This window comes from Myxococcus sp. CA051A (assembly GCF_013336705.1).
Classification (GTDB): Bacteria; Myxococcota; Myxococcia; order Myxococcales; family Myxococcaceae; genus Myxococcus; species Myxococcus llanfairpwllgwyngyllgogerychwyrndrobwllllantysiliogogogochensis.
Genome location: NZ_JABUMS010000021.1, coordinates 40,093 through 58,157, shown reverse-complemented (window position 1 = coordinate 58,157; position 18,065 = coordinate 40,093). Strand labels below are relative to the sequence as shown.

General features: G+C 70.2%; 18 protein-coding genes. 6 read left to right on the top strand and 12 right to left on the bottom strand.

The features are described 5' to 3' along the window. Window positions 1-51 precede the first annotated feature (51 nt). Window positions 52-630: a TetR/AcrR family transcriptional regulator gene (locus HUA74_RS38940; protein ID WP_174458631.1), complete on the top strand. Its 579-nt coding sequence runs from the start codon at window positions 52-54 to the stop codon at window positions 628-630. Between the two features lie 28 nt (window positions 631-658). Next, window positions 659-1,087, top strand: a complete 429-nt coding sequence (locus HUA74_RS38935) for an EVE domain-containing protein (RefSeq protein WP_141645307.1) — start codon at window positions 659-661, stop codon at window positions 1,085-1,087. On the opposite strand, the gene HUA74_RS38930 is transcribed toward HUA74_RS38935, so the two are convergent. Genes HUA74_RS38930 through HUA74_RS38915 form a run of 4 tightly spaced genes read right to left on the bottom strand, consistent with a single transcriptional unit; the run spans window position 1,050 to window position 4,365 of the window. Further along, a complete protein-coding gene (locus tag HUA74_RS38930) occupies window positions 1,050-2,555 on the bottom strand; it encodes an amino acid permease (RefSeq protein WP_246137419.1) in 1,506 nt (501 codons plus the stop codon). The two genes, HUA74_RS38935 and HUA74_RS38930, sit on opposite strands and share 38 nt — an antisense overlap. Window positions 2,556-2,606: 51 nt before the next feature. Next, on the bottom strand, window positions 2,607-3,191 hold the full coding sequence (locus HUA74_RS38925; RefSeq protein WP_141645306.1) for a periplasmic heavy metal sensor: 585 nt from the start codon (window positions 3,189-3,191) through the stop codon (window positions 2,607-2,609). After that, window positions 3,188-3,814, bottom strand: coding sequence for a hypothetical protein (locus HUA74_RS38920; RefSeq protein ID WP_174458630.1), 627 nt, complete (start codon window positions 3,812-3,814; stop codon window positions 3,188-3,190). Before HUA74_RS38920 ends, HUA74_RS38925 begins: the two co-directional genes overlap by 4 nt. Beyond that, window positions 3,811-4,365 (bottom strand): RNA polymerase sigma factor, encoded by a 555-nt coding sequence (locus tag HUA74_RS38915; protein ID WP_141645304.1) that lies wholly within the window; start codon window positions 4,363-4,365, stop codon window positions 3,811-3,813. Before HUA74_RS38915 ends, HUA74_RS38920 begins: the two co-directional genes overlap by 4 nt. A 71-nt stretch (window positions 4,366-4,436) precedes the next feature. Here HUA74_RS38915 and HUA74_RS38910 point away from each other — a divergent pair, with 71 nt between their 5' ends. From HUA74_RS38910 to pheA, 3 genes are read left to right on the top strand one after another with little or no spacing between them, the layout of a single operon-like run. Continuing rightward, window positions 4,437-4,898 carry a GNAT family N-acetyltransferase gene (locus tag HUA74_RS38910; RefSeq protein WP_174458629.1) on the top strand — a complete coding sequence of 154 codons (462 nt, stop codon included), beginning with the start codon at window positions 4,437-4,439 and terminating at the stop codon, window positions 4,896-4,898. Further along, window positions 4,895-6,034 (top strand): bifunctional chorismate mutase/prephenate dehydratase, encoded by a 1,140-nt coding sequence (locus tag HUA74_RS38905; RefSeq protein WP_141645302.1) that lies wholly within the window; start codon window positions 4,895-4,897, stop codon window positions 6,032-6,034. Before HUA74_RS38910 ends, HUA74_RS38905 begins: the two co-directional genes overlap by 4 nt. Then, complete coding sequence (pheA, locus tag HUA74_RS38900; protein ID WP_174458628.1) at window positions 6,027-6,851, top strand: prephenate dehydratase; 825 nt, start codon at window positions 6,027-6,029, stop codon at window positions 6,849-6,851. Before HUA74_RS38905 ends, pheA begins: the two co-directional genes overlap by 8 nt. Window positions 6,852-6,855: 4 nt before the next feature. Here the strand turns inward: pheA and HUA74_RS38895 are convergent, their stop codons facing one another. The 8 genes from HUA74_RS38895 to HUA74_RS38860 form a co-directional block, all read right to left on the bottom strand. After that, window positions 6,856-7,974, bottom strand: coding sequence for a 3-deoxy-7-phosphoheptulonate synthase (locus tag HUA74_RS38895; protein ID WP_141645300.1), 1,119 nt, complete (start codon window positions 7,972-7,974; stop codon window positions 6,856-6,858). Between the two features lie 171 nt (window positions 7,975-8,145). Next, complete coding sequence (locus HUA74_RS38890; RefSeq protein ID WP_174458627.1) at window positions 8,146-8,712, bottom strand: tetratricopeptide repeat protein; 567 nt, start codon at window positions 8,710-8,712, stop codon at window positions 8,146-8,148. 146 nt (window positions 8,713-8,858) lie between these two features. Then, a complete protein-coding gene (locus HUA74_RS38885) occupies window positions 8,859-11,096 on the bottom strand; it encodes a caspase family protein (protein ID WP_174458626.1) in 2,238 nt (745 codons plus the stop codon). After that, the gene (locus HUA74_RS38880; RefSeq protein ID WP_141645317.1) at window positions 11,096-11,905 is read right to left on the bottom strand and encodes an ActD protein; all 810 of its coding nucleotides are present in this window, start codon (window positions 11,903-11,905) and stop codon (window positions 11,096-11,098) included. The genes HUA74_RS38885 and HUA74_RS38880 overlap by 1 nt, the downstream gene beginning before the upstream one ends. Window positions 11,906-12,093: 188 nt before the next feature. Next, window positions 12,094-13,407, bottom strand: a complete 1,314-nt coding sequence (locus HUA74_RS38875; protein ID WP_141645297.1) for a GNAT family N-acetyltransferase — start codon at window positions 13,405-13,407, stop codon at window positions 12,094-12,096. Between the two features lie 52 nt (window positions 13,408-13,459). Continuing rightward, entirely contained in the window at window positions 13,460-15,106 is a 1,647-nt protein-coding gene (locus tag HUA74_RS38870; protein ID WP_174458625.1) for a sigma-54 dependent transcriptional regulator, read from the bottom strand. A gap of 44 nt (window positions 15,107-15,150) precedes the next feature. Then, window positions 15,151-16,104: a GGDEF domain-containing protein gene (locus HUA74_RS38865; RefSeq protein WP_246137420.1), complete on the bottom strand. Its 954-nt coding sequence runs from the start codon at window positions 16,102-16,104 to the stop codon at window positions 15,151-15,153. Window positions 16,105-16,224: 120 nt separating this feature from the next. Further along, the gene (locus tag HUA74_RS38860; protein ID WP_141645295.1) at window positions 16,225-16,503 is read right to left on the bottom strand and encodes a glutaredoxin family protein; all 279 of its coding nucleotides are present in this window, start codon (window positions 16,501-16,503) and stop codon (window positions 16,225-16,227) included. Between the two features lie 21 nt (window positions 16,504-16,524). Here HUA74_RS38860 and HUA74_RS38855 point away from each other — a divergent pair, with 21 nt between their 5' ends. After that, entirely contained in the window at window positions 16,525-17,685 is a 1,161-nt protein-coding gene (locus HUA74_RS38855; protein ID WP_174458624.1) for a DUF4388 domain-containing protein, read from the top strand. The last annotated feature ends 380 nt before the right edge of the window (window positions 17,686-18,065 follow it).

The following is an 18,065-nucleotide window of genomic DNA, read 5'->3' as shown; positions in this document are numbered from 1 at the left end:
CGCGACGCACAGCCGTTTGCAGTCCTCACCCTCGAGACCCCGAACAAGACCATGAGCACCGAGCACCGCACCGCCATCCTCGCCGCCGCCACGGAGAGCTTCGCCCGGCTCGGCTTCTCCGCCTCCTCGCTGGAGGACATCGCCCGGCGCGCGGGCCTGGAGCCGGGGCGCGTCCACGGCCACTTCGAGAGCAAGGAGGCCTTGTTCGCGGTGGTGGTGAGGCAGGTCTGGTGTGATGCCTTCGCGCGGATAGAGCAGGCAGTCGCGCGAGCGCCCACCCCGGAGACCAAGGTGGCGGCCTTCGTGGAGACCCGACAGGAGCAGGTCGAGCGCATCCTCCAGGAGCTGCACGTGTCCTCGGAGGCCCTGCTCGACGTCCTGCCCCGCCTGGACCCGCTGCTCACGGACCTGTGGGAGCAGGAGGTCGCCCTGCTCGAGTCCGCGCTGACCGGGGGAAACACCGGGGGTGGGTCCACGTTCCACGACCCGAAGGGCGTGGCGCTCGCCCTGGCCTCGGGGCTCCGGTCCGTCGAGCGCACCCTGCTGGAGGTGCGGGTGACGACGGGGAGCGTGGACGACTCGAGCACATCGCCCGGGAGTCCCGGCGCACCGTCGCGTTGGCTGCACTAGCGGCCGTGCTGCTCTATGGTGCGCCGCCATGGCGAACCCCCAGTACTGGCTCATCAAGAGCGAGCCGTCGGTCTACGCGTACGCGCAGCTCGAGAAGGACAAGCAGACGGAGTGGACGGGCATCCGCAGCTTCGAGGCGCGCAACAACCTGCGGGCGATGAAGCCCGGCGACCTCTGCCTCTACTACCACTCCAATGAAGGCAAGGCCGTGGTCGGCATTGCGAAGGTGCTCACCTCCGCGGGTCCCGACTCCACGGCGCCCGACGAGGACTGGGCCTCCGTGAAGGTGGCGGCCCTCCTCCCCTTCAAGCAGGCCGTGGACCTGGCCACCGTCAAGGCCACCGCCACGCTGAAGGACTTCCCGCTCATCACCCGCAGCCGGCTCAGCGTGGCCTCCGTCACCGCCGAGCACTTCAAGCTCATCCTGAAGATGGGGAAGACGGCGCTGCCGAAGTAGCCCTGGACGCGGGAGGCCTCAGCAGCGTCACCTGGGGCCCCGTGAAGGTGTGGCGCTGGAAGAAGCCCCAGTAGAGCCCCAGCAGCACCAGCGCGCCGGCGAACGTGTAGCCGGCGAGCTGGTTGGGCGGCAGCACGAACAGCACCATCACCACCGCGCTCCACGTCAGCGCCACGCCGTTGACCCACGGCGACGCGCGGCCCAGGTCCCACGGCCCCCGGTGGGACCACGTGCCGGCGCGGCGGGCGCGCAAGCCCACCCAGACGGGCAAGGCGTAGGACGCGTAGAGCGCCAGCGTGCTCAGCGCCACCATGGCCGCGTACGCCTCCGCCCACAGGGCGACCAGTCCCGAGCCCGCCACGGACACCCAGACCGCCACGGCGGGACTCCGGAAGCGCGGCGACACCTGGGCCAGCCACTTCGACGCGGGCAGCCCGTTGTCGCGCGCGAAGGCGAACAGCATGCGCGAGTTGGACGTCACCGAGGACAGTCCACAGAACCACATGGCGCCAATGGCCACCCACACCAGCGCGCCCCCGAGCGAGGGGCCCAGCGCCTGCGTCAGCACGTACAGGAACGGATTGGCCGCGGCGGCCGTCGTCGGCAGGTCCTGGATGGCCAGCGTCACCGCGCCCAGGAGCAGGTAGCCCGCCACGGCGCTGACGGCCACGGACAGGAAGATGCCCCAGGGGGCGTTGCGCGTGGGGTCTCGGGTCTCCTCGGAGATGTGCGCGCTGGCGTCGTAGCCCGTGAAGGTCCACTGCGCCTGCAAGAGGCCAATGAGGAAGCCGTAGGCGTACCACGGCGTCTCCGAGCTGAAGCGCGTGAGCAGGAAGGCCGCGTCCTGCTTCGGAGCGAACACCGCGAGCGCGCCGATGAGCACCGCGACGCCCGCGACGTGGTACCAGGCGGAGAAGTCATTGAGCCACGCGACGACGCGCACGCCTACGTGGTTGAGCACCGCGTGGGACAGGAGGATGGCCGCGTAGAGGGGCAGCACCGAGGCGCGCTCGCGAGGCCAACCGAGCATGTCCGCGAGGAACTCGGCCAGGCCGTAGTCGATGCCCGCGGTGATTGCGAACTGGCCCAGCGTGTTGAGCCACGCGGTGAAGAAGCCCACCCGGGGGCCGCCCAGCATCGCGGCCCAGTGGTAGAGCGCGCCCGCGGTGGGGAACGACGACGCGAGCTGCGCGAGGCTCGCCGCCACCGCCAGCGTCATCACCGCGACCAGGGGCCAGCCCACGCCCATGACGAAGGGCCCGCCGAAGCGCAGCCCGTGGCCGTAGAGCGTCACCGCTCCGGTGAGGATGGAGATGATGGAGAAGGAGACGGCGAAGTTGGAGAAGCCGCCCATGCCGCGCAAGAGCTGCTGCGCATACCCCAGGCGCTGGAGCTGGGCGGCATCCTCCTCCAGCTGACGCTCATGGTCCGGAAGGTTGGCCATGACGCCCAGGATACGCGGGCCCATCCGCGACACCTTGGAGGGGCAGGTCGAATGGGCCCGCGTCTGTCCGGAACGCTACGGCTTGCGCGGCGGCGGGGGGCTTCCGGCCTCACCGTCACCCGGAGGACCCTTGCGAATCTCGATGCGCTTCTGGATGCGCACCGTGCCCAGCTCCGCCTCCAGCTTGCGCCACAGCTCGGGGCCGAGCAGCTTCTTGATGCGCACCATCAACCCCAGGCGGTTGCGGCGCACCGCCGTCTCCGCGCGGCCCACCTCGTCCACCTGCTTGAGCACGGCGTTCTCGTCGGTGGAGTCCGCGCTCAACAGGCGCTCCAGTTGGAGCTGCGCCCGCTTCAGGTCCGCCTCCAGCGGGATGATGGCCTCGTTGGCATCGAACGTCAGCTCCTGCACCTGCTTGGCCACCTCGCGCGGAACACCCAGCTTCTCCACCAGGTGCGGGGGGATACCGTGAGCGGCGGCGGGGAACTGTCCCGGAGGAAGCGCGCCTCCGCCGGGCCCCACGTGGTGAATCATGGGGGCGCCAGGACCCTGGCGGTGGAGGACGAAGTCATCCTCCGGCTGGGCCAGGGCGGACATGGGCGACAGCAGCAGCGGGGCCAGCGCGGCCGTGAGCAGCGTGGCAACGGGTGTCTTCTTCATGGCAACGACTCCTGTGGATTGAGTGGGAGGACCGCCGTTCGGAACGGCGGGTTTTCCAGCGCGCGGGAATCAGGGGGACGCAGCCACGCGGCCATCGTCCCAAAAGGTTTGTAGGTGTCGTCGCGGAACACCACGTCTCGGCGCGAGTAGCCGCGCACCTCCGTGACGAGCCACGACAGCGAGCCGCGCTCGGCGCGAACGGCCCGGGCCACGGAGTCCAGGTCGACGTCGTCGGCCCCCTCGGCGCGACGCAGGCCCAGCTCGGGATGCGGCGCGGTGCCAGACTCGTCGGGCATTTCCACCCGCGCCTCGTGGAGCGCGGGGGCCCCTGGTGAGGGCGGAGCCCCGGGGCCCGACAGCCACGTCACCAGACCGACACAGAAGGAGGCGACGACCCCCGCGACGGCGCGACGGCGCACCTTGCGGCGACGCACTTCCCGCAGCACGGCCTCGCGAGGCACGGGGGCCAGGGGCGGCGGCTGGGGCAGGCGCAGCCCGGACGCCGAGGCATGCACGGCGGCCAGCGTGCGACAGTCCTCACAGCCCTCCAGGTGGACCCGCGCTTCCGGAGGCCACGGTGGCGAGGACTCCAGGAGGGCGGTGGCCACGTCGTGGCATCTCATGGCGTGTCTCCTTCCAGGGCCTGTTCGGCCTTGAGCTTCTTGAGTGCGCGATACAAGTGGATGCGGACGGTGCCCCGGCCAATGCCCATCGCCTCCGCGACGGCGTCCAGCTCCAAACCTTCCAGGTAGCGCAGGGTGAAGGCCGTGGACTGCTGCGCGGGGAGCGCTCGCACCGCGCGGCCCAACGCCCGCCACCGCTCGGCGCCGACGAAACGCTCCTCCGGAGAGAGGTCCAGCGGCGTCCCCCAGTCCAGGGCTTCACGCAGCACGTTCCACACGCGCCGCCGCCGCAAGTGGCCCATGGCCCGCGACACCAGGATGCGGCGCAGCCAGGCGGGCCCGGCCTTCGCGTCCCTCAGCAAATGACGCTTCTCGTAGGCATCAGCCAGGGCGGCCTGCACCAGGTCCCTCGCCTCCTCCCCATCCCACACCAACCGCCGAGCCAGCCGCAGCAACACGCCCTGCTCCGCCTCCAGGAGCGCGTCGAAATCCAACGCGGCCACGGCGCGCGCTGGGCTTCCAGGCTCCTCCAGGATGGCGGTACCCTTCACGGTGAAACGACCTCCTCGTCGGCTTCCACGGAATGAGGACGCACGAGGTCGGAAACCGGCATACTCGAATCGTGAGCTCATCAGAAATCCGCCGGATTCCAGCCGACGAGACCCGCGGGCTGCGCCGCGCCGTCCTCCGCCCCCACCAGCCTCCCGAGGCCGTCGTCTATCCAGGGGATGACGACAAGGACACCCTCCATCTGGGCCTGTATGCGGAAGGCCGCCTGCTCGGAGTGGCCTCCCTGTACCGGGAGCCGCCACCTTACGCGCTGAAGGCCATCACCGCCTGGCGCCTGCGGGGCATGGCCGTGGAGCAGGGACGACAGGGACAGGGCCTGGGCGCGGCCCTGCTGAAGGCCTGCATGGAGCACGCCGTGACACAGAAGGGCACGCAGCTGTGGTGCAACGCGCGGTCGACGGCCTCGGGCTTCTATCGCTCGCTGGGCTTCGTGCAGCATGGAGACGCGTTCGAGCTGCCGGGCATCGGACCGCACCACCTCATGTCCCGGAACCTGGCGGAGTCCGCGCGATGACGTCGCCGCTGGACCTGGACGCGCTGCGGACCGCCATCGAGAACATCGACGAGGAGATCCTCGACGCGCTCCGCCGCCGCATGGACCTGGCCGATGACGTGGCCCGCTCCAAGCTGGCCACGGCCGCGCCGTTCAGGGACCAGCGTCGCGAGGACCTCCTGCTGCGCCGCATCCGCACCCGCGCCGCCGAGCACGGCCTGGACCCGCACGAGGTGGAGCGCTTCTGGCGGCTGGTCATCGACATGTCCGTCGCGCGCCAGCAGGCGCTCGTCACGCGGCTGGACACCACCCCGCTGCGCGTGGGGTATCCGGGCGTCGAAGGCTCGTACAGTCACCTGGCCGCGCGTCGCCGCTATACGGGCCGCGCCGGGGGCGTGCTGCTCACCGGGTTCGACCACTCGCGCGACCTGGTGGAGGCGCTGCGTCGCGGGGAGATGGACCTGGCGCTGCTGCCGATTGAAAACACCACCGCCGGCAGCATGAACGAGACGTATGACCTGCTCGCCGAGGGCGGCGTGGTCATCACCGCGGAGCTGGTGAGTCAGGTGGACCATCGGCTGCTGGGCCTGCCGGGCGCGAAGCTGGAGGGTCTGCGCGAGGTGATTTCCCATCCGCAGGCCCTGGCCCAGTGCGAGGCGTTCCTGCGTGAGAAGCTGCCGTGGGCGCGCGCGGTGCCGGACGCGGACACAGGGGGCGCGGCGCAGAAGGTGCGTGAGCGCAACGACGCCACCGTCGCCGCCATCGCCAGCGAGACGGCCGCGCAGCGCTTCGGCCTGGAGGTGCTCGCGCGGGAGCTGCAGCCGGAGTTCGACTACACGCGCTTCGTGGAGGTGGGCCGCGAGGCCACGCCGCTGGCCCCGGGCGTGCCGTGTAAGACGTCGCTGCTGATGGTGCTGGAGCACAAGCCGGGCACGCTGGGGGAGATGCTCCAGCGGCTCACCCTGCGCGGCGTCAATCTGAGCAAGCTGGAGTCGCGTCCCATTCCGGGCAGCCCGTGGCAGTACCGCTTCTACGTGGACGTGGAGGGGCACGCGGCCTCCGCGCCGCTGACGGCCGCGCTGGAGGACATCCGACCGCTGACCTCCTTCCTGCGCGTGCTGGGGACGTATGGCCGCGCCGAGGGGAGCCATGGCTGAGCAGTCCAGGCGCCGCGTCGGCTTCCAGGGAGAGCACGGCGCGTATGGAGAAGAGGCGCTGCGCGCGCTCTACGGACCGGACGTGGAGGCCATCCCCTGCCCCACCTTCCGCGCCGTCTTCGAGGCGGTGGCGGAGGGCCGCGTGGAGGCAGGCGTGCTCCCCGTGGAGAGTTCGCTGGGCGGGCCCGTGGTGGAGAACGTGGACCTGCTGCTGGAGCATGACCTGCAGATCTCCAGCGAGCTGTCGCTGCGCATCCACCACTGCCTCGTCGCGCCGCCGGGCCTCGTGCTGGAGGACGTCGAGCGGGCCCTGTCACATCCCCAGGCACTGGCGCAGTGCGCGGGCTACCTGCGACGGCGCGGCATCCAGCCCGTGGCGGAGGCCAACACCGCCGTCGCCGCGCGCAAGGTCGCCGAGCAGGCCCCGCCGCGCACGGCCGCCATCGCCAGCCGCGTCTCCGCGGAGCTGTACGGACTGACGGTGCTGGAAGAAGGCGTGGAGGACTCGCCCGACAACCACACGCGCTTCGTCACGGTGGGCGTCGCGCCGCCGCGCGCGTGGAAGCGGCGCAAGACGGCGCTGGCCTTCACCGTCCAGAACGAGCCCGGCGCGCTGTACCGCGTGCTGGGGGCCTTCTCCGGACGGGGACTGGAAGTGTCCCGCCTGGAGTCCCGGCCCCAGCGCCGCGCGTGGGAGTACGTGTGGTGCCTGGACGTGGACGGCGCGCTGGAGGACCCGCGGGTGCGTGAAGCGGTGGAGGCCGCACAGGCGGCCTGCATCACCCTACGGGTCCTCGGCAGCTACGGCGTGGCCTGAGCCGCTACGCCGGGATGAGCTGGCTGCCGTCGCCGTTCTTCACGACGGACAGGTACGCCTCGCGGACGATCTGCGTGTAGCGCTGGAGCGACGCGAGCTGCTCCAGTCGCAGCGCCTGCGGGCCGTCGCACAGGGCCGCTTCCGGGTGCGGGTGGAAGTCCACCAGCACCATGGACGCGCCCGCGATGAGGCCCTGGCCAATGGAGTGGAAGATGTCCGGCAGGCCGTCCGGCGGCGCGTCCGCGCGGCCAATGGCGTGCGACGGATCCACGCACACGGGCATGCGTGTGAGCCGGCGCACCACCGGCACGTGGGCGAAGTCCACCATGTTGCGGTGCGGGTCACCCAGGTGCGTCTTCACGCCGCGGAGGCAGAAGACAATCTTGGGGTTGCCCTCGCTCGCGATGTACTCGCACGCGTTGAGGGACTCCTCCAACGTAATCCCCATGCCGCGCTTGAAGAGCACGGGGAAGACGCGCTGCTGGCCAATGGACTTGAGCAGTTCGAAGTTCTGCGCGTTGCGCGTGCCCACCTGGAGCATGACGCCCGTGGCGTTGCCCGAGCGCTCCAGCGCGTCGCGAATCTCGTCGATGTGCCGGGGGTGCGTCACCTCCATGGCGACGACCTTGATGCCGTGCTTGCCCGCGGACTCGAACACCCACGGAAGGCACGCGGCACCCAGCCCCTGGAACTCGTACGGGTTGGTGCGCGGCTTGTACGCCCCCATGCGCGTGGTGCGGATGTCGCAGCGCGCGAGCGCCGCCATCATCGAATCCACGTTCTCCTTCGTGTCCACCGCGCACAGGCCGGCGAACAACTGCACCGAGCGCTCGTCGAACGTCACGCCGTTGTAGTCGAAGCCCGTGGACGCCCGCTGGCCCTTGTGCCGGCCGATGACGCGGTACTTCTGCGAGACGCGCACCACCTGCCGCACGCCCGGAATCTGCTCGAAGACCTCCGTGGGAATCTGCGCGGTGGGGCCCAGCAGGTACACCTCCGTCACGGTGTACTCCGCGCCCTCCATGACGTGAGGCCGAGGCGTCACGCCCTTGTACTGAGAGGCGGCTTGGAGGACGGCGGACACCACGGACTCGGGGGAGTCCGGCTCGAGCATGACAATCATCTTCTGGATTCTCCGGGCAGTGTTTTCGTATTAATCTGGAATTGTAGCGCGGAATGCCCGCGCGGATGGGTAACATCGGGAGCGGAGCAATGCGTCCACGAAGGGCGCCATCCCTTCGAGGACGGGGATGAGCGCGCGTCGGGGCGCGCGGCCCCCTGTTCCGTCGCTCGCTCAGCCCCCCACGGGCCGCAGGCGCAGGGCGAGCTGGGCGTAGTGGTCTCGCTGGGCGGTGTCGCCCAGGTGCTCCCACACGTCGGCCAGGGCCTTGGCGGCCTCGACGTAGGCGGGAGACAGCTCCAGGGCCAGCTCGAAGGTGTGGCGGGCCTGCCGGTAGCGCGCCTTGTCCGGGCGCCGAGGGCCCCGGGTGAGCAGCGCGTTGCCCCGCTCATAGACTTCGATGGCGGAGGCCTCGCGGTAGCCAGGGTCCGCGTTGAGCTGGATGGCGCGCTCCATCAGCTGCGCGGCGGCCTCCGGCTCTCCCAGCTCCAGCTGACAGAGGGCGGCGTCGCGATGCGGGTCCGCGGCGGACGGGTCCACGTCGATGGCGCGCTCGAAGCAGCGCAGGGCTTCTTCGGTGCGGCCCAGCCGTGCGAGCGAGGAGCCCCGCGCGGTGAGGGCCGGGAAGTGCTTGGGGTCCACGGCGAGGACCTTGTCGAAGGCGGAGATCGCGGCTTCGTGTTGGCCGGTCATCGAGAGCTTGGCGCCCTCGTTGAATGCCGCGAACAGCAACTTGGACATCGTGCCCCCAGGGCAAGGATTGCCCGGCCATCCAACGGCCGTTCGGCCAGCCTCTCACCGGTAAGCACCGGCTGGAAAGGCGTTCTGGGGGGCTTCGATTTCGTCCGGCTGATGGGAGCCATCCGCTCCACTCCGGACACCGTCCATCAGAGACGCAGACCTACCTGGACTCCAGGCCAGAACAGGACGTCCCGGTCGGAGGTCTTGGAGAACTGGCTGAGCGACGTCACGGGTTCACCGTCCGTGGTGTGCATGACGTTGAAGGTAGGGCCGGCGATGATGGCGAAACGGGAGGCCAGCTGGAAGCCCGCCATCAGCCGGGCCTGGTGCAGCAGCCGGTTGCCCTCGAACGCGCCACCCCACTCGTGGATGTTGTTCGTCACCACGTCCACGTCGAAGAAGAAGCGCTCGGTCAGCGGCACGTGGCCGCCGATGCCCACACCCGTCGTCCAGTGGCTGGGGCCGCGCGCGTTCGCCGTGGAGCCCATGCCGACGACGAGCGTGGTGTACAGGTAGCGGCTGCCGACCTTGAGCGCGACGTTGGCGTAGTTGACGTCGCTGCCGTACGCCTCGACGTGGAACTGGCCGTTGCTCACGATGTTCAAGAGGCCCACCGGGACGCCGGATTCCAGGTCCTTCACCACGTTGATGAGGCCCAGCTGCACGCCGTTCATCTTCCCCGCGACGTTGATGAGGCCCAGCTGCATGCCGTCCACGTCACCGCCCATGTTGATGAGCGACAGCTGCGCGCCGCGCGCCGAATCGGCCCAGTTCATGCCCACCGACATCTGCACGCCGGACATCTTGCCGCGCACCATGCTGAGGCCCACCGCGGCCTGGTAACCCTCGAAATCGCCATCCACCCAACTGGAACCCACCGCCATCTGCGTGCCGGACATCGACGTGCTGGACACGTTGGCGCCCACCGCGAGCTGGCCCAGCGTTCCGCCCTGCCGCGCGACGTTGACGCCCACGGCGAGCTGCATGCCGCCCACCGGCCCACTGGCCCAGTTGCCGCCCACGGCGAGCTGCATGCCGTCCACCTCGCCGCGCACCACGTTGCCGCCGATGGCCGTCTGCACGCCGCGGATGGAGTCCGAGTTCCAGTTCGCCCCCAGCGCCATCGCGAAGCCATCCAGCCGTCCCAGGCTCGCCACACCCAGCGACACGGAGAGGGCGTTGTCCACCTCGCCATTCGCGCCGAAGAGGTCGTTGGTCTGGAGCTTCGGAGCGAGCCCCAGGTTCAGGAAGCGGTAGGTGTGCCCCGCGCGGTCCACCGGCGTCACCATCGGCTGCGAGCCCGCGCCCGCGACGGGAGCGCCGCCGCGCATCGCGGTCAGCTCGCCCGCCATCGGCACGAAGGCGGTGTCGGCGAGCACCGTGCGCCCGCCTTCGCCCACCACCAGCGCGGCCTGGGAGCTGGCGCCGCGCGACTCGCGCATCACCGTGTAGCGACCGGGCTGCAGGCCCAGCTCCGTGGCGCGGCCCGCCAGCTTGTTGAGCTCCACCACCAGACGTCCGGGCTCGTCACGGACGTACAGGCGTCCCTCGACGCCCTCGCCCATCACCAGCACGGCCGACGTGGTGCGCAGGTCCGTCATCACCAGCTCGCCCGTGCCGGCCAGCTCGATGTCATAGGCGGGGTGCTGGGCGCCGGCGCGCGTGCGCTCGGTGCGCGCGAGCGTCTCGTGGAAGGCGAACTGGTAGGCCTCGTGGAGCGTGACGCGCCCGTCGCCCGTGGAGTCGGCGGCGCCGCGCAGGCCCGACACCAGGTTGTGCGTGAAGAACGAGCCGCCGATGCGGTCGGACTCCTGCGACACCTCGTCCTCGGAGGAGGACGTGAGGATGGCGTGGCCGCGCACGGCGGAGGACGTGTCGACGAGGAAGGCGGGACGGCGCACGCCGCCCTTCTGGCGCGCCAGCGTGCCGGAGGCGCACGAGTCGAGGATGGCGATGCGCACGTCGGCGGGGAGCTGCTCCAGCGCCTGACGCAGCTCGCGGTAGCCGAAGCGGTCCTTGTGCAGCAGCAGGCCCTCTTCGTCCGAGTGGCCCGAGTAGTAGATGAGCGCCTCGGTGCGAGCCCCCGGGGCCTTCGCCGCGCCGACCATGGCCTTGAAGCGCGCCAGCGCCTGCTCCAGCGCCGCGCGGTCTCCTTCCAGCATCATCAGCCGGTCTTGAGGCAACACTCCGCCCAGCTCCTCCAGCACGTTGCCGAAGGAGCTCGCGTCGGTGACGGCGTAGCGGAGTCGGGCACGGCCAGGGCCTCCATCGTTGACGCCCACCAGCAGCGCGAAGCGACGGACGGCGACGGGCGCGGGCGTGGCGGGAGCCGCCATGGCCAGCGTGGGAAGCAACAGGGACAGGAACAGGAGCGACCGCGGCATCACGGCACTTTCTCCAACGTGAAGGATGTCTGGGCCAGGGTACCCGGAAGCGGGAGCGGCCGGATGCTCGCCTCGGTGGGGTGACGGGCCAGCAGGCGCGCGGCCTCCAGCACGGACCCCACGTCCAGCGGCGAATCCGAGGTGACGAGGAAGAAGCGCTCGAAACCCGGTGCGTCATCGAGTTCGTAGGAATGCGTCAAGGACACCGCGTCTCCCGACTGAAGCTTCGTGGGCCCCACCAGGGTGGTGGGGTGATGCAGCGTCACAGCGCCTCGTCCGTCCACGGAGACCACCACGCCATGGCGATGGCCCCCGGAAATGTAGCTGAGCTGGAGCAGATCTCCGGTGCGGGCGGGCGTGTGGTCCGACAGCAGCTCCGGCGCTCCCGCGTCCTGCCGATACACCAGCAACCGGGCATCGCCCTTGATGCCCACCGTCTCGAGCAGCTCGACGCGCACGGGCAGCAGCGAAGGCGACTCCACCACGTCCTGCTGCGCGGACAGGAACAGCAGCACCAGGGACGCGGCCACCGGCATGCTCAGGGACCACCCGTGCCAGCCCTGGCGCTCCGGCTGCGGAGCGGCGTTCGCCTGGAGCTGGGCGGTGCGGAGGCGACGAGCCACTTCCCGGCTCACGGACTCGGGGGGGTGACGGGCCAGCGTCTCGCGCGAGTCCGACTCCAACCGGGCGAGCCGCGCGGCCCCGTGGGGTTCCTGCTCCAGCTTGGCGCGGGCGGCGGCGAGCGCGTCCGAGGGCAGTTCACCCAGGGCGATTCGCTCCAGCAGCCAGTCAGGGGTGCACAGGGCCATACTCACGAAGCCTCCAGCGCGGTCAGCGCGGCCCTCCATCCAGGCCACCTCCGCGTCCTCCGTTCCCTGGAACACCATGGCGTCGTGGATCTGTCACCCGCCATCGCCGGGTGGCGCAAACAAACGACACGTCACGGGCTCGACCTGAAGCGACAGGCCGGGTGCGGGGATGTGCGCCTGGGGCCAACTCAGAGCGTGAGGACCATCAGCTCCTCGTCGACATAGGCGCCGCCGATCTTCAGCGCCCGGGGCTCCACCCCATATGTCTGGAAGCCAACGGAGCGGTACAGGGTGTGGGCAGCGGCGTTGCCGGAGACGACGGCCAGGAGGAGCTGCTCGACGCCTGGGAGCTTTCGCCCCTCGGCGAGGATGGCGACGAGCAGCCGGCGGCCAACACCGCGTGAGCGAGCCTCCTCGGCCACGTACATGCCCCAGACGAAGGCCTTGTGCGCGGACTTGAGACGGGGCTCCCGGCGCACGCCCACCACGGCCACCAGCCGCGTCCCGTCGTAGGCCCCCAGCACCCGCTGCGAATCCGTCGACTCGAGCCGCCCGCGAAACACCTCCAGCGCGAACTGGGACTCCTCCTCGAACGAGGACCCGAAGGCCTCCGGGTGCTCCGTCAGCGAGCGCAGCCGCATCGCCCGGAAGGCCTCCACCTCGTCGGGAAACACCGGGCGGATGACGATGTCGCCCTCCCCGCTCGTGCGCCCTTCCTCCTTCAGCACCGCGGCGAAGCCCACGGTGAAGTCCGGGTAGCGCGGCAGCCAGCCCAGCTCCTTGAGCCGGGCATTGGAGATGGCCCTGTCACCGCGCAGGGACTCATGCAGCGTCTCCAGGGGCACACGCGGAGGCACCGACATGGCCAGCCGATGCGCCAGCCAGGTGACGGTCTCTTCCAGGGGCGCGGCGCGATCATCCGCCACGCAGTACAGGGCCCCGGGCGTTCCCTGCTCGAGCCCCGCGAGGATGGCCGCGCCCAGGTCATCCACGTGGACGCGGGAGATGCGCCCTCCGCGCTCCGGCAGGCGGAGGTTGCCGGACAGCAGGCGGGAGTGGGCACCGCGCCCGGGGCCGTAGATGCCGGCGATGCGCAGCACCATCGCTCCGAGCGGCAGGTAGCGCGACTCCGCTTCCAGGCGACCGAGTGACGAGGGCCAGGCGACGTCCACCGGCGTGTCCTCGTCCACCGCTCCCCGAGCGCTGCCGTAGACACCGGTGGAGGACAGGTACACGAGTCGCGCGGGAGGCCGGGCCGCGAGCGCGCTGGCGATGGCGCCGTCGAGCCCCGCCTCGGGTGGAACGGAGACGACGACGTGCGCGCCCTGCGTCTGGAGCAGCGCGTCTTCCAGCGAGGAGACGCGAGCACCCGCGCGCACCAGTTCCTCGCGTCGGGCGGAATCCCGCGTGGCCGCGAGGACGTCTCGTCCTGCCTGGGCCTGCGCCACCGCGAGTCGCGTCAGCGTGTAACCGGAGCCCAGGAAGACCAGGGAAGGAGTCATGCCCCCCGCGATAGCGAAAGCCGGGGGGCAAAGGCAAGCCGTGGCGTACCGATCACAGCTCCGCGCTGGCGCGCGGGTCGATGATTCCGCACTCCTTGATCTTGTAGAGCAGCGCCTTGTAGCTGATGCGCAGCTTGCCGGCCGCGCGCCGCTTGTTCCACGCGGTGCGCTGGAGCATGGCGAGGATGGCCTCGCGCTCGGCCAGCATCGCCGCGCGCTTGCCGATGTCCTTCAGCGACAGCTCTCCCGCCGGTGGAGGCGGAGGCGGAGGCTGCGGCACATCGAACGGATTGACGTAGCGCGGCGCCGGAATCACGGAGTTCATCGGCTCCATCACCGCGGACGCATGGGCCTGGCTGTGCGCAGCCGCCGTGGTCGGGGACACGCTGCGCGAGGGCATCTCCAGCACCTGGACGGACGAGCCCTGGTGCCCACGCGGATGTTCCTCCACCGCGCGGTGCCCGTAGCCGCTGTCGTCGCCACCAAAGGCGGTGGGAAGGGACGGCGCGCTCGCCGGAGAGCGACCCGCGGCGTTGAGCTCGTCGAGCACCAGCGTCGGGTCCTTGAGCACGCACAGCCGGCGCACCATGTTCTCCAGCTCGCGCACGTTGCCCGGCCAGTCGTAGTCCGCGAAGGCCTGCAGCACCTCCGTGGGCAGCTCCGAGACGCCGGCGATGTACTGGCGGCCGTACTTCTTGAGGAAGTGGTCCGTCAGCGGCACCACGTCCTCGCGCCGCTCGCGCAGGGGCGGCAGGCGGATGGCCACCACGTTGAGGCGGTAGTAGAGGTCCTCGCGGAAGTTGCCGAGCGCAATCTCCTTCTCCAGGTCGCGGTTGGTCGCCACCACCACGCGGCTGTCCACGCGGACGCTCTTCTTGCCACCGACGCGGAAGAACTCCTCGTCCTGCAGCACCTGGAGCAGCTTGGCCTGGAGCCGGATGGCCATCTCGCCAATCTCGTCCAGGAAGATGGTGCCCTGGTCGGCCAGCTCGAACTTGCCGGGCTTCTCCGCCGTGGCTCCCGTGAACGCGCCGCGCTCGTGTCCGAACAGCTCGCTCTCCAGGAGTTCGCCAGGGAGCGCCGCGCAGTTCACCTTGATGAACGGCCGTCCGCGACGCTGGCTGCGTGCGTGGATCTCCCGCGCGATGACCTCCTTGCCCGTGCCGGACTCGCCCAGGAGCAGCACCGGGACGTTCTCGTTCGCGATGCGCTCCACCAGCGCCCGCGCCCGCCGCATGGAGGGAGACGAGGAGATGAGCACCCGGGATTCCGCCGCCGTGTCCACCGCCGGACGCGGCGCCAGGGGCGGAGGCACCACCTGGCGATCAGGCACGCGCGTGCCGAGCGCCCGGGCCAGGGCATCCTGCAACTCATCATTGCCCAGGGGCTTCGACAGATAGTCGCTGGCGCCCATCTTCATGGCGCGCACGGCGTCGTCCGCGCCCGTCAGGCCGCTGAGCACGACCACGGGGGCATTGCCACCCTGGCCCCGGTAGCGACGCAGCACCTCCAGGCCACTCATTTCGGGCATCACGACATCGAGCAACACCGCGTCGAACGAGCCCCCCGCGAGCATCTCCAACGCCTGCGCGCCACTCCCCGCGCAGCGCACTTGATAGCCCGCGCTGCCGAGCAACTCGGACAGGAAGGTGCGAACCGACTCCTCGTCATCCACCACCAGCACCGCGATCCGATCCATCCCCTCGCCTCCGCTCGCCCTCTGCATCGAACCTCCGCCCATCCTCACACCGAGAGCCGGGTCATGGACCCGGCCATCCGACGAAACTCACGCGTGCGCCGCATGTCCTGCTGCGCCGCGCTCAAAAGCTGCTGAGGCGTGCCCACCGTGTCCGGGAAGCTCACCGCCCCCAGTTCCAACGTGGTGCGCACCACTCGACCGTCCACCTGGAAACGCGCCGACTCGAAGCGCGCGGCCACCCGCGACAGCATCACCGGCACCGCCTCCGCCGGAGTCCCCGGCAACATCAGCGCGAACTGGCTCTCACCCACCCGGGCCACCGCGTCCGCTTCCCGCACCGTCTGTCCCAGCACCACCGCGCTGTACACCAAGAGACGCTCCGCCATGCCGCGCCCGTACTCCTTGCGCATCGCACTCCAGCCCCCGACCTCCGCGGAGATCACGGAGAAGCTCCCGCCATACCGCTCGCACCGGCGCACCTCCAGGCCCAGGAGCGAGAGCAGGAACGGTTTGTTGTAAAGCCCCGTCACCGGGTCATGCAGCGCCAGCGCCGTGTCTTCTTCCTCACCTGACGCCGCCCGCAGGACGGCCGCCTTCAGTCGCAGCTGCGCGTGCAGCTTCACCGCCAGCTCCGACCCGCTGCCCGACCGCGGCACGACGTCCACGCACTGCCCCTTCTCCAGACAGTGCTGGTAGGCCCCCACGTCGTGGGGGTCCACCATGTAGAGCAACGGCACGGTGCCCCGGCTGATCTGCCGCAGCCTCCTCGCCACCTGCACGGCGCCATAGTCCGGCGCCTGCACCGCCAGCAGCACCGCGTCCGGGCGGATGACCTCGAACAGCGGCACCGCCGCGTCGAAGCGAGTCACTGGCACCACCCGGAAGCCGGCCTCCCCGAGGAGCATCCGGGTCCGCTCCAGGTCGTCCGCCCGCGGCTCGATGAGCAGCACGGTGGGCGGCTGCGCCGCCTTCCCCACCCGCTTGCGTCTCACGCCCACCACGTCCGCCTCCCCACCAGAATTTTCTCCACCACTCCCCCGGCACGTGCCCGGAATTACAGTCCCCAGCCCTTCCCTGCTCTCTTCATCCCCCCGGATTTCCAAGGGAAGGGCGCTCGGCTACCCATCCTGGGCATCGGTTTTAGCAATGGACATGCCACCTTGGACCTCACGCAACCGGGCCTCCAGCTCGGCCTCGGTGACGTGGTGTTTGAAGGCGGGCACGTCGTTGATGACGATCACGGGGATGTCGTAGCGCCAGCGCTCGAAGAGCGCCGGGTCCTCCAGGATGGAGATGAGCCTCAGCTCGAAGGGGATGCGAGCGCGGACGGCGTCCACGACGTCGGCTGCCTTGTCGCAGAGGGAGCATTTGGGTTTCGAGTAGATCTCGACTCTCATGGCGGGCAGGATGGACGGTCGATGCGCGGTCTGACTGGTGACTTACCGACGATGCCCCTCAAGGACCTCGTCGTCTACCTCGGGAACCGTCGAGCCACTGGCTCGCTGAAGGTGGAGCGAGGGGAGGTCCGCAAGCAATGGGTCCTCCGTGATGGCCAGGTGATTTGCGCCAGCTCCAATCAGCATCGGGAGTACTTCGGTCAATTCCTCATCACCATGGGGCATCTGACGGAGGCCCAGCTCGAGAAGGCGTTCAGCACCCAGGCCCAGACGCGCGTCTTCCTGGGCAAGGTGCTGGTGATGACCGGGGTGGTGCCGGAAGCGACGGCGCGCTCGACGCTGAGCCACAAGTTCCGGGAGATGATGTTGGATGCCTTCCACTGGAGGGAGGGCGAGTTCACCTTCGAGGCGTCGGACACGGCCCCGGAGATCGCCGGCCTCGACATCGAGGTGGACCTGATGGACATCCACCGCGAGGGCGAGTTCCGGGAGACGGCGTGGGAGGCCATCCGCGCGGTGTTCCCCTCCGGCGCGGTGCGGCTGTCCGTGGATGAACGCAAGCTGCCCGAGCGCAAGCCCGGCAGCATGGACGAGCGCATCGTCCAGCTCATCCAGGACGGCCTGAGCATCGACGGGCTGGCCAGGGCGCTGCACGCCACGGACTTCTTCCTCTATCAGCGGCTGTACGCGCTCTACCGGCTGGACGCGGTGAAGGTCTCGGACGAGGCCCCCGTGCCCGTCACGTCCGCGGTGGTGGAGGTGGAGAAGCCGGAGGACACGGGCGTCATCGGCTCGGAGTCGTCATCGGACGAGGTGCTCCAGGCGGCGCAGCTCTTCCTCGACGCTGGCAACGTGCGCGACGGCGAGGCGCTGGCGCGACGGGCGCACGAGATGTCCCCGACGTCCCGCTCGGCGGCGTTGGTGAAGGCGGCGCAGGAGAAGCTGCTGGCGGAGCTGCGCCGGGAGCTGATGGACGCCACGAAGGTGCCGGCGCTCCAGGTGTCGCCCGCGCATCTGAAGACGCTCCAGCTCACCGCGCCCGAGCGCTACCTGCTCTCACGCGTCGACGGCCGCCGGGACATCGCCGCCATCGTCCACGTGTCTCCGCTGCAAGAACTCGAAGCGCTGAAGTTCTTCCACGGCTTCGTGGACATGGGACTGGTGAAGCTCACCGCGCGCTGACCGCGCGTCGAGTCGTCCTCCCGCGCGGTGCCTGCCCCGTCAATGAAGCGGGCCGCACGCAAGTGCATCCACGGAGACGTCGTCCCCGCGCTGGTGAAGCTCACCGCACGGCGCGTCGTCCACCCCAGCGGTGACTGCCTCCCTCAAGGAAGCGGGCCGCACGCCAGTACATCCACGGAGGCGTCGTCACTGCGCTGGTGAAGCGCACCGCGCGGCGAGTCGTCCTCCCTCGCGGTGCCTGCTCCATCAAGGAGGCCGGCCGCACGCCAGTACATCCACGGAGGCGTCGTCACTGCGCTGGTGAAGCGCACCGCGCGGCGAGTCGTCCTCCCGCACAGTGCCTGCTCCGTCAAGGAAACGGGCCGCACGCACGTGCATCC

What these genes read in the sequence shown, in the direction of transcription:
- HUA74_RS38940 (WP_174458631.1), top strand. Translation starts at nt 52, where the DNA reads ATGAGCACCGAGCACCGCACCGCCATCCTCGCCGCCGCCACGGAGAGC.
- HUA74_RS38935 (WP_141645307.1), top strand. Translation starts at nt 659, where the DNA reads ATGGCGAACCCCCAGTACTGGCTCATCAAGAGCGAGCCGTCGGTCTAC.
- HUA74_RS38930 (WP_246137419.1), bottom strand. Translation starts at nt 2,555, where the DNA reads ATGGGCCCGCGTATCCTGGGCGTCATGGCCAACCTTCCGGACCATGAG.
- HUA74_RS38925 (WP_141645306.1), bottom strand. Translation starts at nt 3,191, where the DNA reads ATGAAGAAGACACCCGTTGCCACGCTGCTCACGGCCGCGCTGGCCCCG.
- HUA74_RS38920 (WP_174458630.1), bottom strand. Translation starts at nt 3,814, where the DNA reads ATGAGATGCCACGACGTGGCCACCGCCCTCCTGGAGTCCTCGCCACCG.
- HUA74_RS38905 (WP_141645302.1), top strand. Translation starts at nt 4,895, where the DNA reads ATGACGTCGCCGCTGGACCTGGACGCGCTGCGGACCGCCATCGAGAAC.
- pheA (WP_174458628.1), top strand. Translation starts at nt 6,027, where the DNA reads ATGGCTGAGCAGTCCAGGCGCCGCGTCGGCTTCCAGGGAGAGCACGGC.
- HUA74_RS38895 (WP_141645300.1), bottom strand. Translation starts at nt 7,974, where the DNA reads ATGATTGTCATGCTCGAGCCGGACTCCCCCGAGTCCGTGGTGTCCGCC.
- HUA74_RS38890 (WP_174458627.1), bottom strand. Translation starts at nt 8,712, where the DNA reads ATGTCCAAGTTGCTGTTCGCGGCATTCAACGAGGGCGCCAAGCTCTCG.
- HUA74_RS38885 (WP_174458626.1), bottom strand. Translation starts at nt 11,096, where the DNA reads ATGCCGCGGTCGCTCCTGTTCCTGTCCCTGTTGCTTCCCACGCTGGCC.
- HUA74_RS38880 (WP_141645317.1), bottom strand. Translation starts at nt 11,905, where the DNA reads ATGGCCCTGTGCACCCCTGACTGGCTGCTGGAGCGAATCGCCCTGGGT.
- HUA74_RS38875 (WP_141645297.1), bottom strand. Translation starts at nt 13,407, where the DNA reads ATGACTCCTTCCCTGGTCTTCCTGGGCTCCGGTTACACGCTGACGCGA.
- HUA74_RS38870 (WP_174458625.1), bottom strand. Translation starts at nt 15,106, where the DNA reads ATGGATCGGATCGCGGTGCTGGTGGTGGATGACGAGGAGTCGGTTCGC.
- HUA74_RS38860 (WP_141645295.1), bottom strand. Translation starts at nt 16,503, where the DNA reads ATGAGAGTCGAGATCTACTCGAAACCCAAATGCTCCCTCTGCGACAAG.
- HUA74_RS38855 (WP_174458624.1), top strand. Translation starts at nt 16,525, where the DNA reads ATGCGCGGTCTGACTGGTGACTTACCGACGATGCCCCTCAAGGACCTC.